The organism is Dokdonia pacifica (assembly GCF_900188275.1).
GTDB lineage: Bacteria > Bacteroidota > Bacteroidia > Flavobacteriales > Flavobacteriaceae > Dokdonia > Dokdonia pacifica.
Window position 1 is genome coordinate 1,050,869 of record NZ_FZNY01000001.1, and the last position, 13,462, is coordinate 1,064,330.

14 protein-coding genes are annotated in these 13,462 nt (G+C 34.2%); 6 read left to right on the plus strand and 8 right to left on the minus strand.

Translation table 11 applies throughout. From position 1 onward, the window contains the following. Window positions 1-98: 98 nt before the first annotated feature. Genes CHB80_RS04610 through CHB80_RS04625 form a run of 4 tightly spaced genes read left to right on the plus strand, consistent with a single transcriptional unit; the run spans window position 99 to window position 4,006 of the window. On the plus strand, window positions 99-533 hold the full coding sequence (locus CHB80_RS04610; RefSeq protein ID WP_089370243.1) for an OsmC family protein: 435 nt from the start codon (window positions 99-101) through the stop codon (window positions 531-533). Window positions 534-551: 18 nt separating this feature from the next. After that, a complete protein-coding gene (locus tag CHB80_RS04615) occupies window positions 552-2,111 on the plus strand; it encodes an SPOR domain-containing protein (protein WP_089370244.1) in 1,560 nt (519 codons plus the stop codon). 3 nt (window positions 2,112-2,114) lie between these two features. After that, the gene (gene recJ / locus CHB80_RS04620; RefSeq protein WP_089370245.1) at window positions 2,115-3,806 is read left to right on the plus strand and encodes a single-stranded-DNA-specific exonuclease RecJ; all 1,692 of its coding nucleotides are present in this window, start codon (window positions 2,115-2,117) and stop codon (window positions 3,804-3,806) included. 2 nt (window positions 3,807-3,808) lie between these two features. After that, on the plus strand, window positions 3,809-4,006 hold the full coding sequence (locus CHB80_RS04625; RefSeq protein WP_089370246.1) for a gliding motility protein GldL: 198 nt from the start codon (window positions 3,809-3,811) through the stop codon (window positions 4,004-4,006). An 8-nt stretch (window positions 4,007-4,014) separates the two neighbouring features. Here the strand turns inward: CHB80_RS04625 and CHB80_RS04630 are convergent, their stop codons facing one another. The 4 genes from CHB80_RS04630 to trpS all read right to left on the minus strand — a co-directional run bounded on the left by CHB80_RS04630 (window position 4,015) and on the right by trpS (window position 7,361). Further along, a complete protein-coding gene (locus tag CHB80_RS04630) occupies window positions 4,015-4,875 on the minus strand; it encodes an alpha/beta fold hydrolase (protein ID WP_229746871.1) in 861 nt (286 codons plus the stop codon). A gap of 99 nt (window positions 4,876-4,974) precedes the next feature. Then, window positions 4,975-5,742, minus strand: a complete 768-nt coding sequence (locus CHB80_RS04635) for a UDP-2,3-diacylglucosamine diphosphatase (RefSeq protein WP_089370248.1) — start codon at window positions 5,740-5,742, stop codon at window positions 4,975-4,977. Window positions 5,743-5,745: 3 nt separating this feature from the next. Further along, on the minus strand, window positions 5,746-6,195 hold the full coding sequence (locus CHB80_RS04640; RefSeq protein ID WP_089370249.1) for a 6-pyruvoyl trahydropterin synthase family protein: 450 nt from the start codon (window positions 6,193-6,195) through the stop codon (window positions 5,746-5,748). A gap of 194 nt (window positions 6,196-6,389) precedes the next feature. Further along, window positions 6,390-7,361 (minus strand): tryptophan--tRNA ligase, encoded by a 972-nt coding sequence (gene trpS / locus CHB80_RS04645; protein WP_089370250.1) that lies wholly within the window; start codon window positions 7,359-7,361, stop codon window positions 6,390-6,392. 141 nt (window positions 7,362-7,502) lie between these two features. Between trpS and CHB80_RS04650 the strand changes: the two genes are divergently transcribed. Further along, entirely contained in the window at window positions 7,503-8,246 is a 744-nt protein-coding gene (locus CHB80_RS04650; protein WP_089370251.1) for a lysophospholipid acyltransferase family protein, read from the plus strand. A gap of 114 nt (window positions 8,247-8,360) precedes the next feature. Here the strand turns inward: CHB80_RS04650 and CHB80_RS04655 are convergent, their stop codons facing one another. The 4 genes from CHB80_RS04655 to recA all read right to left on the minus strand — a co-directional run bounded on the left by CHB80_RS04655 (window position 8,361) and on the right by recA (window position 11,988). After that, window positions 8,361-9,893, minus strand: coding sequence for an outer membrane beta-barrel protein (locus tag CHB80_RS04655; protein WP_089370252.1), 1,533 nt, complete (start codon window positions 9,891-9,893; stop codon window positions 8,361-8,363). Continuing rightward, complete coding sequence (locus tag CHB80_RS04660; RefSeq protein WP_089370253.1) at window positions 9,890-10,438, minus strand: RNA polymerase sigma factor; 549 nt, start codon at window positions 10,436-10,438, stop codon at window positions 9,890-9,892. The genes CHB80_RS04655 and CHB80_RS04660 overlap by 4 nt, the downstream gene beginning before the upstream one ends. Before the next feature lie 28 nt (window positions 10,439-10,466). After that, window positions 10,467-10,880 (minus strand): hypothetical protein, encoded by a 414-nt coding sequence (locus CHB80_RS04665; protein ID WP_143337049.1) that lies wholly within the window; start codon window positions 10,878-10,880, stop codon window positions 10,467-10,469. A 100-nt stretch (window positions 10,881-10,980) separates the two neighbouring features. Beyond that, complete coding sequence (gene recA, locus CHB80_RS04670; protein ID WP_089370771.1) at window positions 10,981-11,988, minus strand: recombinase RecA; 1,008 nt, start codon at window positions 11,986-11,988, stop codon at window positions 10,981-10,983. A gap of 433 nt (window positions 11,989-12,421) precedes the next feature. Here recA and trhO point away from each other — a divergent pair, with 433 nt between their 5' ends. Then, window positions 12,422-13,459, plus strand: a complete 1,038-nt coding sequence (trhO, locus tag CHB80_RS04675) for an oxygen-dependent tRNA uridine(34) hydroxylase TrhO (protein WP_089370255.1) — start codon at window positions 12,422-12,424, stop codon at window positions 13,457-13,459. Window positions 13,460-13,462: the final 3 nt, after the last annotated feature.

Sequence of the window (13,462 nt, forward strand, 5' to 3'; positions counted from 1 at the left end):
GTATTTATAATACATATCTATTTTTTTTCGCGAAAGCAAGATAGGCATTTCCCTATCATTTTTGTACCTTCAATTCTTTAAAAAAAATCAAAAAAATAATGGCATCACACACAGTAACTACCATCTATAAAAAAGAAATGCAATTTGAAACCGATAGCCCTACTGGTTACAAAACACTCATAGACACCTCTCCAGAAAATGGAGGTAACAATGACGGGATGGGGCCTAAAGCTCTTATGCTGTCTTCATTAGCTGGATGCACAGGTCTTGATATTGTTTTTGTCTTAAATAAAATGCGTGTTGCGGTTCCTGAATTTAAAATGGAAGTAAAAGGAGAACTCACCGAAGAACACCCAAAATATTATCATAAAGTTTGGTTAGATTATCACTTTTATGGAGATGATCTTGATGAAGCAAAAATTCAAAAAGCTGTAGACCTTTCTGAGAGCACATATTGTGGTGTTATGGAAATGTTTAGAAGATTTGCTACCTTAGAGGTTGGCGTGCATTTCCATAAAGCACCGCTCAACTAACTATAGCCCCTAATATTTATGCGTCTTTTTTTTGCTTTATCGTCTTTACTTTTTGTCACTTCATTAACCGCACAAAATAGTAAAGCGTTTACGAGAATTAATGAATTTTATATTCATGGAAATACCCAAGTTATAGGTAATAATAATTTAAGTAAGCATAAAAGTAAAGCTATAGATGCTACCGATGAGTTTAATGATGAAACGAAGATGAAATATGTAGATATAGACAATGACGTATCTACATATAACTCTAGTAGTGCTAATCTTGTTATTCCTAATAGTGCTTCTATAAAATATGCTGCACTCTACTGGGCAGCTACTTATCCTACAGAAAAAGGAACGAAGGCTGTAAAAGGAAATCGTTATGTCTATAAAGCAAATGGAGAGCCTACTAGTGATATTCAGGAAATACAATTAAAAATTCCTGGTGCAGCTTACACTCCAATAAGAGGTAACTTAATTTATGATGGAAAACAAGGTTCTGTAAGAGGTGTTACTTCTAGTAGACCTTATACTTGCTATAAAGATATTACGGATCTTATAAAAAGCAATCAAACTGTTAATGGCACCTACAGTGTTGCTAATATCGCAGCTACACAAGGATATATTTCCGGAGGAAGTTCGGCGGGATGGATGTTATATGTTGTTTATGAAAATGAACAAGATCCGTTACAGTATATCACTACTTATAATGGCTTTAATCACATTAGTAAAAAAGGTGTAGAAATTAATTTTGGAAACTTTAAAGCTCCTGAAAAAACAGAAACAAAAACTGTTGTCACAGTAAGTGCTCTTGAAGGTGATAGTACTCTTAAAAAAGACCAAATGGCCATCTACTATCCCGAAGAACAAAAATTTGTAACCTTGGATAACGGTGTGAGAGCTTCTGACAATTTTTTTAATAGTAGCATTACAATAGACAACACCTATTATACAGATCGCAACCCAAATAGCAAAAACACCCTAGGTTTTGATATTGCTAGAATTGCCATTCCTAATGAAGTAAATACCAGTATCGCAACGAGCACTTCTGGTTTTAAATTACAATTCAAAACACGTTCAGATAGGTATTATATCTATTTTGCCGCTTTTCAAACCACTCTTAATAAATCTGAAGTAGAAACGACACCCGTGCTTACAGAAGAAGAGCCCATCGTTGAAGTATCTACACCTGAAGCAGAAGAACCTATCATAGAAATAGCCGAAGAAAAAGAGGAAGTATCTATTGCCCAAGAACAACCAAAAGAATCTCAAGAACTTCCTAAAGAAACAGTCACTCCTATTGATGATGCATTAGTAGAAATTATTGACAAAAAACCAACGAATGTCCCCAATGTTTTAAGGGGTTATTACATGATCTCTAATGTTTTTTCTTCAAAAACAAATGCCGAAAATTGGGCCGAAAAACTAAAAAACAAAAACATACAATCTACTATCTTTCAACGTCCAGAAAACAACTTCTACTATGTTTCTATAGGAAATAGTGAAGATCCAGTACTACTATATGAAGTTTTAAAGAAAATGAGAAAAGATCAAGACTTAAAAGATACTTGGATACTCAAAATAAATATCCAGTAATCTATGCGATGGAACTTAAAACCTGTACAAAATTCTGAAAACGTACAAACTCTTTCTCAAGCCTTACACGTTGATCCTATTATCGCACAACTTTTAATAGAAAGAAATATTGATAGTTTTGATAAAGCAAAACAATTTTTTAGACCTTCATTAGACGAACTCCATGATCCATTTCTTATGAAAGATATGGAGAAAGCCGTTACACGTATTGAACAAGCTATCGCACAAGAAGAAAACATACTCGTTTATGGAGATTATGATGTAGATGGCACCACAAGTGTCGCATTAATGTCTTCCTATTTAAAAACAATTCACCCCGCTATTGCAACTTATATTCCAGATCGATACGCAGAAGGGTATGGAGTTTCCTATATGGGTATTGATTATGCATCAGATAATGATATTACTCTTATCATTGCATTAGATTGTGGTGTAAAAGCAATAGATAAAGTAGCCTATGCAAAAGAAAAAGGGATTGATTTTATTATCTGTGATCATCACCGCCCTGGACCGCAATTACCAGATGCTATTGCTGTTTTAGATCCTAAACGTGAGGATTGCGAGTATCCATATGATGAGTTGTGTGGTTGTGGAGTAGGATTTAAATTAATAAGTGCGCTTTCGCGAAAGCGTAATCAGCCATTTTCAGAGCTTCATCCATACCTAGATCTTGTTGCCACCGCAATAGGTGCAGATATTGTTCCTATTACGGGTGAAAATAGAATCCTTGCGTATTATGGTCTTGAAGTAATCAATACAGCTCCTCGGGCAGGCTTTAAAGCGATCATACATCAACTCAAAAAAGATACCCTTACCATTACAGATGTTGTTTTTATCATCGCACCACGTATCAATGCTGCTGGACGTATGAAACATGGAAATCATGCAGTAGCACTACTCATAGAAGAAGACGATCATACCGCACAGAATTATGCTGTCGAAATAGAACAATACAATTCAGACCGTAAAGAGGCAGATAAAGCAATTACAGAAGAGGCACTAGTTCAAATTCAAAAAAACAACGAAACAGAGAGAAAAACAACCGTTGTGTATCAAGAAGATTGGCACAAAGGTGTGATAGGTATTGTTGCCTCTAGACTTACTGAAACCTATTATCGTCCTACATTAGTTTTTACAAAAAGTGGTGAAAATCTTGCCGCCTCTGCTAGATCTGTAAAAGGATTTGATGTCTATAATGCATTGCATCAGTGTGAAGAGTTTATAGAGCAATTTGGAGGTCATAAATATGCCGCAGGACTGACCTTAAAAGAAGAAAATTACGAAGCATTTAAACAACGCTTTGAAGAGGTAGTAAAAGCATCATGTGAAGAACGATTATTGATTCCAGAAATCACCATAGATGCCAAAATTAATCTTACTGATATTACACCAAAGTTTTATCGTATTTTAAAACAATTTGCTCCCTTTGGACCTGGTAATATGAAACCTACCTTTATGACAGAAAATCTTGTAGATACAGGATATGGAAAAAAAGTAGGCGCAGACGAATCACATCTTAAAGTAACGGTTACCCAAAATAATACAGGGCCACGCATAGGAGGCATTGGTTTTGGACTAGGAAATGCATATGATCTCATTAGTAATAAAAAACCATTTAGTGCAGCTTATGTACTAGATGAAAATACATGGAATGGTGAAGTAAGTTTACAATTACGAATAAAAGACATTAAATAACTATGAAAGTAAAACATATACTCGCATTATTCTTGATCGCATATATTGTGATGACTGTAGGGGCACTATTAAAAGTTATGCATTGGCCTTATGGGAATGAACTCATTACATTTTCTACAGTATTAAAAGTAATTGCGGCCTTAACTGCTATATGGAAGGTCTTCACCATGCAAAGCTTCAAAGACTTTCTGAATAAATAGAGAAGAGATTACTTAATAAATGCTAAAATCATCTGTACAATTTCCTGTGGCTTCTCTTCTTGAATAAAATGCTTTGCCTCTAGAATATGTACATCTTCATCGTTTATTCCTAAATCCTTCTGAATAGCTACTTGCTGTGGTTCAAGTTTTAAGAATGTGTCATTCTTTCCCCAAATAATTGTAGTAGGCGTATCCATTTTTTGAATCATAGGCTGATACTCTGGAAGTTCATTACAAGTTTGTGTAAAAAAGTAATACATAGCTCGAGTTTTCCCTTCTTTAAGTGGTCGTTTATACCCTTCTATGTCTGTTTTATTTAAGTTGTTTTCTGTGAGTCCTTCTTTAAAAAGACCCTTCAACATCATATTTGTTGTAATACCATTACGATAACCCCACATAGCCACGCGTGCCATAAATCCTGGTTCAAAACGTATAGGAGGGTCAAACCCTTCTTCATAAATAATGGTATTTAAAATAACTAAATGATTTACTTTATCCGAAGCTTGTTCTAAAAGTTCCCAAGTCCACAAACCTCCAGCATCATGCATTACGTGTGTCCAAGAATCTATATGAAGATGGTCTAATAATTCTAATAATCGTTGTGCATGCATCTCTTCAGAATAAATCTCATAGCCTTCTGGAGAATCACTATTTCCAAAGCCTAGCATATCTGGCGCAATCACACGATAGCCACTATCTACTAATGGATCTATCATTTTACGATATAACCATCCTGACGTTGGAACTCCATGTAATAAGACAATAACAGGACCTTCACCTTTGTCTATATATTTTATAACACCATCTCTTGAAGTATACGATTTTTGCTGTGCTCTAAAACTATCATACGTTATTTGTTCTGGTCTCATAGTAGTTGACTGATAAGGTTTACAAGCCGTGAAAAATAAAACAAAAGATAATATTGTAAGAATGTATCGCATAACTCTTAATTTCTATAAATATACACCTTAGTCTTGAGTAGGCTCAAATTTCTTAATTAAAAACGATGTTCCATCAAAAACACCATAGGTATAATGATCAATCCAATCTCCTATATTAAAATAAGTAGATTGTTCTCCTACTTTAATTTCCATAGGTAAGTGACGATGTCCAAAAACAAAGTAGTCGTAATGTTCGGTCTCAAGCTTACGCTTTGCATATGCTGCTAGCCATTCATTTTCTTCTCCTAAAAAGATATGATCGTCATTTCCAGAGATTAACTTATTTTTTACTGAAAAGTATTGTGCGATACGCATCCCAATATCTGGATGTCCCCATCTAAATATCCACTGAAAAAAACGACCTCTAAAGACTTTTTTCATGCGTTTATATCCTTTATCTCCTGGTCCTAATCCATCACCATGTCCTAAAAAAAACTTTTTGTCATTCATGGTGAAAACCTTAGGGTCATGATATACCGGAATACCTAGCTCGTCTTCAAAATAACCATTCATCCATAAATCATGGTTTCCAACAAAAAAATAAATTTCTATTCCACTATCTCTAAACTCGGCAAGTTTGCCTAATGTCCTGACAAACCCTTTTGGAACTACCGTTCTGTATTCAAACCAAAAGTCAAAAAGATCTCCTAATAAGAAAATAGCATGTGCATCTGGTCGAATCTCATCTAGCCAACGCAAAAACTTTTTTTCTCTAGGTCTACTCTCATTATGTGTAGGAGCTCCTAAGTGATTATCACTAGAAAAATAAACTTTCTTTCCTGCTGGAATATTCATAGGCTAATTATCGCTTGCAAACCACTCTGCATAACTAGAACGAGTCTCTTGAAGTCGTAGTGAGTGGAGTTTAATATGATCTGGAAGTAAGGGTTGAATTTTTTGAGCAAAATCAATGACCATCATTTCACTAGTAGGTTGATAATCTACAAGCAATACATTATGTCCTCTATCTGAAAGCTCTTTGGCAAGTTCAACATGAGGTGTATTCTTATTAAAAACAGTAGCATGATCAAACACATCTACAATTTCTTTATTTACTATCTTTTTGAGGTCTCCAAAATCAATAACCATCCCATATTTTACATGATTTGAATCAGAGATAGGAGATCCTATTACAGTGACACTTAATTTATAACTATGACCGTGTACATTTTTACATTTTCCGTCATACCCATAAAGTGCGTGACCCGTTTCAAATGTAAATTGTTTTGTAATGCGAATATTTGCCATTATATGCTTTCGCGAAAGCGTACTATTAACGCTTTCTATTCTTAATTTTATTGTATAAAAATACGATAATTAATACGAGTGCCAGTATTAGGAATAAACCGCTTCCACTCAAAAAACTCAAAAAGTCCATATGATAAAATTATTTTTAACTATGAGGTTATATACTTTCTTTTAATTTCTGTTCTACTATTTAATTAATATCCTACCACTTTTCGTACTCTAGACAAGACATCATTTGCAACTATTCTTGCTTTTTCTGCTCCAATAGCAAGCGCCTTGTCTATCTCATTTAAATTTGCCATATAGTGATTATAACGCTCTCGTTGTGTTGCGTACCTATCAATAATGAGTTCGAAAAAAGCTTGTTTTGCATGACCATATCCATAATTACCACCTTCATAATTTGCACGCATCTCAGTAATCTGCTCTGGAGAGGCAATAAGTTTATACAATGCAAATAGATTACACGTGTCAGGATTTTTAGGCTCTTCTAAGGGTGTACTATCCGTTTGGATGCCCATGATTTGCTTGCGTAATTTCTTATCTGGCTGAAAAATATCAATAATATTGCCTTTAGATTTACTCATTTTGCCTCCATCTGTTCCAGGAACATACATGGTATCTTCATTATGCTTTACCTCTGGCATAACAAATATTTCCTTCCCTGTAGTGGCATGAAAACGATTTGCTACATCTCGCGTCATTTCTAAATGTTGCGCTTGATCTTTCCCTACAGGAACAATCTCTGCATCATATAAAAGAATATCTGCTGCCATTAACATAGGATATGTAAATAGTCCAGAGTTTACATCTTCCAAGCGATCTGCTTTGTCTTTAAAACTATGCGCAAGTGTTAGTCTTTGATATGGAAAAAAGCAACTTAAATACCAAGAAAGTTCTGTTACTTGAGGAATATCACTTTGTCTATAAAATACTGTCTTTTCTATATCTAGTCCAAAAGCTAACCAAGTAGCTGCAGTACTATAAGTGTTCTGTCTTAAAATATCCCCATCTTTAATTTGAGTAAGCGAATGCATATCTGCAATAAAAAGAAAAGATTCATTGCCGGGTGCATTTGCCATTTGAATTGCTGGAATGATTGCTCCTAATAAGTTGCCTAAGTGAGGCGTTCCTGTGCTTTGTACACCTGTTAAAATTCTTGCCATACTAATAACCTACAAAAGTAGGTGTCACATTATATAATTATTATTTGATCTAGACACATTCTGTAAGATTATGCCTAGTTTTTACAGCAAAGTTACTTTTTTCTAGGCATAGGCTACTACCTTTTGCCTATTTTTGAGGCAATGAATTTTTTTAGAAAAATTGGGATGGCATTATGGAGGATATGGTTTTATCTTCTTATGCTTATTATTATACTCATATTATTTCCGATACTTATCATAAGTATCTTAAAGGAGTCTTGGTATCCTTTATTTTTTAGATTGGCTCAAATATGGGCAAGAGGCATTATGCTTGGAATGGGCTTTTATCCTAGTGTTATTAGGGAGCAAAGCTTGACAAAGGGAGAGAGTTATATGCTTGTCTCTAATCATGCTTCTATGCTAGATATTATGCTGATGCTTCATCTCTCTAAAAACCCTTTTGTTTTTGTAGGAAAAGCTGAACTTGCAAAAATTCCATTATTTGGATTCTTTTACAAACGTACTTGCATTCTAGTAGATCGTGGTAATGCGAGAAGTCGTAAAGCGGTATTTGATCAAGCTCAAAAAAGACTTCAACAAGGATTGAGTATTTGTATTTTTCCTGAAGGAGGAGTTCCTAATGATACGTCTATTGTTTTAGATAGTTTTAAAGATGGGGCTTTCAGACTTGCTATAGATCATCAAATAGCTATCGTTCCGATGGTATTTTATGACAATAAAAGATTATTTCCTTACCAATTTTATGAAGGAGGCCCTGGAAAAATGAGGGCAAAAGTTTTTTCTTTTATTCCTACAAAAGGAATGTCTCAAGATTCTAAAAAAGAACTGAGAGAGCAAACACGCACCGTTATATTGGATGCATTATTAGAAGATCAAAAACCTTAATATATTAAAAAGAAAAGGCGTCGTAACCAGCGACGCCTTCTTGTAATTATTGCAAGATTTTGCAACAACTAACCTAACCAACTAAAAAACTAACCTAACGGCAAGTATTCTTTTTTAAAAGCGATAATTCACTCCTGTGTATAACCCCACATAATATGGCTTAAATTCACCTACATTATTGTTGTAAGCATTAAGCTGATATTTAAGTGACGGTTCTATATTTATTTTTACTTTTTCTGTTACTTTATAATTAAGACCTAATCCTAAATTTGTAGTAAAACTTACATCATTAAGAGCGTTTGAAGTCCCTAAACTTGTACGTAAACCATTTGATTCTAAAAAGACCTCATTATTATTCAATACCAAAGTACTCAGACCTCCTATAAGTTCAACTCCTAATCGCTTATCTGAAAGCACATAAATAGCCTCTAAAGGAATTTCTATATAACCTACATTTTGTTGAATCTCTCCATTAGAAACAGTATTTCCTCCTTGCCCGAATCCATCTTCAGAAGGGCTTGCAAGTGTAGTTGATGGGTTTACCCTATCTGTTATTTCTAAAAAACTAGCATTTTGAGAAAAATCAACACCTCTCAATGTTTGAGCACTATTACTAGGTGTAAATGAAATATCTTGTGTATTATAATTAAGATCAACATTACTAACTCCTGTACGTACTTTAAATTTTGGAGTAACTGCATAACTTACTTGTACACCATAACTCAAATTTAAATCACTTGTTTTGTTATTATCTTTAAACTGAGGATCAATTCCTGAACCCCCAAAATCACCATAATAAACAGGAGCTGCTACAGCCCCCACATCCCATCTGCGTGCAATGGCTTCTTTTTCTTGTATATCTTCTTCTTCTGCATTAGCTTCCGCTATACGTGCAGCTTCATCAACAAGAGATTTTTTATTTTCTTCTTCTAGATTTTCTTCTGCATCTTGATTCTGAGATGTATCTGTTGTTTCTTCTGTAACAGCGACAGCAGTATCATCTATAGTGTTATCTATCGTAATATTAGGATTAATCAGATCAGATCTTTTTTGTGGAGTATTATTATTTTGTTTTTCTTCAGTTGTAGCTACACCAGTGGTTGTAGACTGTTCTGTATCTATAATAGTAGTCGCATCACTATACGTTTGATTTGACTTTTCTTTATTTTCTATCTGCTGACGCGCAGTGGGGCTTTCTTGATTAGCTATCGCTCCTTGAGTGTCACTAACTCCAAAAAGAGCGTTTTTTTCTCTTTTTTGTGGTTCATCTTCAGAAGACAATTCATTAGAATTTGCATTTTCAACAGCAATTCCTGATTCTGTTTGTTTGGATTGAATAGGTTCTACAGCATTATTAGACTTAGTGTCTGTAGTTGTTGAATTGTTTTTGTTTTGATCTGACTGAACAAGTTCTGGAGTTGTATCATTGACATCTGAAGCATTATTCCATATTGCAATACCCGCAGTAAAAAGCAATAAAGCTATTGCAGCTACACCCGCTAGTCGCCACCATATAGGGACAATCTTGCGATCTTTTTTCTTCTGCTTTGCATTGACAATATTTTTCCACACCTGATCACTAGGATGTGCTTCAAAATTTTTAAATTTCTCCTGAAAAAGCCTATCTATATTCTTTTTCTCTTTCATTGGTTTTGAGATTGACTTAAGGTATAGTCTTGACTAACCTCAATTTTATTCTTTAATATTTTGCGAGCACGCGCTAAATTAGATTTAGATGTGCCCTCTGAAATTTCTAATAAATCAGAAATCTCTTTATGAGAATACCCATCTAATACATATAGGTTAAACACCATTCTGTATCTATCGGGTAATTCTTGGATAATTCTAAGTAAATAATCTAGAGGCACACTTTCTTCTTCTACCTCTACATCGACTTCACTTATATTTTCTTCATTTATCAAATTAAGTACTCCTGCTTTTCGATATCGCTGAAGTGCTGTATTGATAGCTATTCTTTTTAACCAACCCTCAAAAGAACCTTGGTTTTTATATTGAGAGACCTTATCAAAAATGATGATAAAAGTGTCTTGCAGTATGTCTTCGGCATCTGCATAACTAGAAGCATATTTCAAGCAAACCGAAAAAAGTGAACTAGCATAACGCTTGTATAACTCTTCTTGGGCTTTTGCATGTTTCTTTTTACAATTATCAATGAGTCGTTCTAAACTCAAAATATCTTTATTGGTTAGTTTCCTTAATTTATTCTACAATAGGTACATTAAATGTTATAAATGTAGGGTCTCCTATTTCATTATTTCCTGTAAAAAAACTTAAATTTAATTGGCCTGCTGCTTCTGGTGTAATTACCAGAGGAGCTGTTCTTAAATCATTTTCTAAATCGGAACAGGTAGCTCTTCCCTCAACTACTTTGGTAATTACTGCAATCTCTCTTATATCTCCATCATTTGTAATATCAAATCCATTAAATGCATGACATGTAGAAGGTCTTCTATATGTTACTTGTATAGTATCGGTTTGACCTACCACAAAAACATCTGGCACATCACTCACGACATTTACGGGTGTCACTTCAAAAAAGAAGAAAGGAGCATCATCTGTACTACATCCTATAAGAAGTAAAAAAATAATGGATAATATGCTTATTTTTTTCATATACAATGGCGGCATTATATACTTATAGATACAAGATAGGGTAAAAGGTTGCGTCTATTTATAAAAAAACCTCCTAACTTTAGGAGGTTTTTTTATATATCTATTCGTTTGAAACTTTAATGGCTTCGTGAATTTTAGTTTCTAATTCTTCCATAAGATCAGGATTGTCTAACAGCAATGCCTTTACTGCGTCTCGACCTTGACCTAATTTAGTGTCTTGATAACTGAACCAAGAACCGCTTTTCTTGACTATTTCATAATTTACACCTATATCTATAATCTCACCTACTTTAGAGACTCCTTCTCCATACATAATATCAAACTCAGCCATTCTAAATGGAGGTGCTACTTTATTTTTGACAACTTTTACTCGGGTTTTATTTCCTATAACATTCGAGTTGCTGTCTTTAATTTGAGTAGATCTTCTTATATCTAAACGTACAGAGGCGTAAAATTTTAATGCGTTTCCTCCAGTCGTTGTTTCTGGATTACCGAACATCACCCCTATCTTTTCACGTAATTGATTAATAAATATAACTGTACAGTTGGTTTTACTAATGGATCCCGTAAGCTTACGTAAAGCTTGTGACATTAATCGAGCATGTAATCCCATTTTAGAATCACCCATCTCTCCTTCTATCTCGCTTTTAGGTGTTAAAGCAGCAACAGAATCAATAACTATAATATCAATAGCTCCTGAGCGTATCAGGTTATCTGTAATTTCTAATGCTTGCTCTCCATTATCTGGTTGTGATATGATGAGGTTTTCTATATCTACATTTAATTTTTCTGCATAAAAACGATCAAAAGCATGTTCTGCATCAATGAAAGCAGCAATTCCTCCTGCTTTTTGAGCTTCGGCTATAGCATGTAGTGTCAAGGTTGTTTTTCCAGAAGATTCTGGTCCATATATTTCAATAATACGTCCTCGAGGATATCCTCCTACTCCTAAAGCAACATCTAATCCTAAAGACCCTGTAGGAATAGCTTCTACATCTACAATAGCTTGATCTCCCATCTTCATTACGGCTCCCTTACCATATGTTTTGTCTAGTTTGTCTAGGGTAAGTTGTAATGCTTTTAATTTTGCATCTTTTTCACTACTCATTTTCTTCTCTGTTTTGAATTCTAAAAATTGGATAGTAAAAGTAGGGTTTCTATTTGAAGGGGGCAAGGTACGCTTTCGCGAAAGCATAATATTTTTTAACAAAAAAAATACGCAACCCTTTTCTTTTTTGAAAGTCTACTTCATGAGAAGTAATATTAAAAATGAGTTTACAACGAATTAAATACAATAAAATCCAGCTTAAAGCAAGGCGTTATTTGATGCTAACGTATTGCAGAAAGTTGGAAGGCGGCTAGTTTTGATCCTATTTCTGTGCTTGTAACACAAAGAAATAAGTCTAACAAATGAATTAGCCGTTCAAAAAAATGCCCGCAGGATCGACCTCCGGGCATTTTTTGTGGTAAGAACTCTTCCATTTTTTTAAATTGTCTATTTTTGCAAAAAATTAATTCTTTTAAACTTAAAAAAGTATAGCATGCAACTGTACAACAAATTAAGTGCAAAAGAGAGAGCAGCTCTTATTGACGAGGCTGGAGACGAGCGTTTCACACTCTCTTTTTATCAATATGCACACATCGGTAATCCTGAACTTTTTAGAAATCATTTATTTATCGCTTGGGACGAAATGGACGTTTTAGGTCGTATTTATGTAGCCAAAGAAGGTATAAATGCTCAACTTTCTGTGCCTGCAACAAATTTCAACACATTCAAATCATTTTTAGACGGTATTCATTTTTTATATAATGTACGCCTCAATATTGCTATAGAACAAGACAATAAATCCTTTTTAAAGCTCAAAGTAAAGGTTCGTAATAAAATTGTAGCAGATGGTCTAAATGATGATAGCTTTGATGTAACAAATAAAGGAGTTCATGTAGATGCAAAGACTTTTAATACGCTTATCGAAGATCAAGATACCGTTTTGGTAGATATGCGTAATCATTACGAAAGTGAGATTGGTCATTTTAAAAATGCTGTAACACCAGATGTAGATACCTTTAGAGACTCATTAGATATTATAGAAGATGATTTAAAAGATCATAAGGAAGACAAAAAACTTGTGATGTATTGTACAGGGGGTATTCGATGTGAAAAAGCGAGCGCTTACTTTAAACATAAAGGATTTAAAAATGTATATCAACTTGAAGGTGGTATTATAGAATATGCACGTCAAATTGAACAGCAAAACCTTGAAAATAAATTTAAAGGGAAAAATTTTGTGTTTGATCACAGAAGAGGGGAACGTATCTCTGAAGATATTATCTCAAATTGTCATCAATGCGGGAATCCTTGTGATACCCATGTAAACTGTGCCAACGAGGCTTGTCATCTTTTATTTATACAATGCGAGTCCTGTGCGGCACAAATGGAAAACTGTTGCTCTCAAGAATGTGTTGAGATCACACATTTGCCATATGAAGAGCAGAAAAAACTACGTAGTGGTAAAGGAAATAGCAATAAAATATTTAAAAAAGGGCGTTCAGAAAAGCTCAAGTTTCAAAATAAAGTATAGTTT

What these genes read in the sequence shown, in the direction of transcription:
- CHB80_RS04630 (WP_229746871.1), bottom strand. Translation starts at nt 4,875, where the DNA reads ATGAGACCAGAACAAATAACGTATGATAGTTTTAGAGCACAGCAAAAA.
- CHB80_RS04640 (WP_089370249.1), bottom strand. Translation starts at nt 6,195, where the DNA reads ATGGCAAATATTCGCATTACAAAACAATTTACATTTGAAACGGGTCAC.
- CHB80_RS04665 (WP_143337049.1), bottom strand. Translation starts at nt 10,880, where the DNA reads ATGAAAAAAATAAGCATATTATCCATTATTTTTTTACTTCTTATAGGA.
- recA (WP_089370771.1), bottom strand. Translation starts at nt 11,988, where the DNA reads ATGAGTAGTGAAAAAGATGCAAAATTAAAAGCATTACAACTTACCCTA.
- CHB80_RS04650 (WP_089370251.1), top strand. Translation starts at nt 7,503, where the DNA reads ATGAATTTTTTTAGAAAAATTGGGATGGCATTATGGAGGATATGGTTT.
- CHB80_RS04625 (WP_089370246.1), top strand. Translation starts at nt 3,809, where the DNA reads ATGAAAGTAAAACATATACTCGCATTATTCTTGATCGCATATATTGTG.
- CHB80_RS04610 (WP_089370243.1), top strand. Translation starts at nt 99, where the DNA reads ATGGCATCACACACAGTAACTACCATCTATAAAAAAGAAATGCAATTT.
- trpS (WP_089370250.1), bottom strand. Translation starts at nt 7,361, where the DNA reads ATGGCAAGAATTTTAACAGGTGTACAAAGCACAGGAACGCCTCACTTA.
- CHB80_RS04615 (WP_089370244.1), top strand. Translation starts at nt 552, where the DNA reads ATGCGTCTTTTTTTTGCTTTATCGTCTTTACTTTTTGTCACTTCATTA.
- recJ (WP_089370245.1), top strand. Translation starts at nt 2,115, where the DNA reads ATGCGATGGAACTTAAAACCTGTACAAAATTCTGAAAACGTACAAACT.
- CHB80_RS04635 (WP_089370248.1), bottom strand. Translation starts at nt 5,742, where the DNA reads ATGAATATTCCAGCAGGAAAGAAAGTTTATTTTTCTAGTGATAATCAC.
- CHB80_RS04655 (WP_089370252.1), bottom strand. Translation starts at nt 9,893, where the DNA reads ATGAAAGAGAAAAAGAATATAGATAGGCTTTTTCAGGAGAAATTTAAA.
- trhO (WP_089370255.1), top strand. Translation starts at nt 12,422, where the DNA reads ATGCAACTGTACAACAAATTAAGTGCAAAAGAGAGAGCAGCTCTTATT.